At 68.1% G+C, this 288-nt stretch carries 1 pseudogene; it reads right to left on the bottom strand.

The features are described 5' to 3' along the window. Positions 1 to 288: pseudogene (locus tag CVH10_RS25935) on the bottom strand (hypothetical protein); the annotation flags it as partial.

Below are 288 nucleotides of genomic sequence, written 5' to 3' on the forward strand. Positions count from 1 at the left end.
CCCAAGGCGTCCACCTGCATCGGCATCAGCCTGGGGGCGAACACCACCACCTCGGTGTCGAGATCCAGGCCGCACAGGGCGATGGCGGCTGAAAAACCCTCGACCGGACGGTCGGCGAGCAGCTCGCGGGTCAGGGCGGCGACGGCCTGAGCCCAGGCGCTTTCCTCGACCTTGGCGTGAATCGATTCGTCGGCGATCAGCTCGACCTGGTGTTCGTCCAGAGCGGCGAAGATCAGGACGCCGGTGCGTTCGCGCGTGACGTGGACGCCGTGGGCCAGGAACTGCTGC

This window comes from Halomonas sp. ND22Bw, from assembly GCF_003011945.1.
GTDB classification, from domain to species: Bacteria; Pseudomonadota; Gammaproteobacteria; order Pseudomonadales; family Halomonadaceae; genus Halomonas; species Halomonas halophila.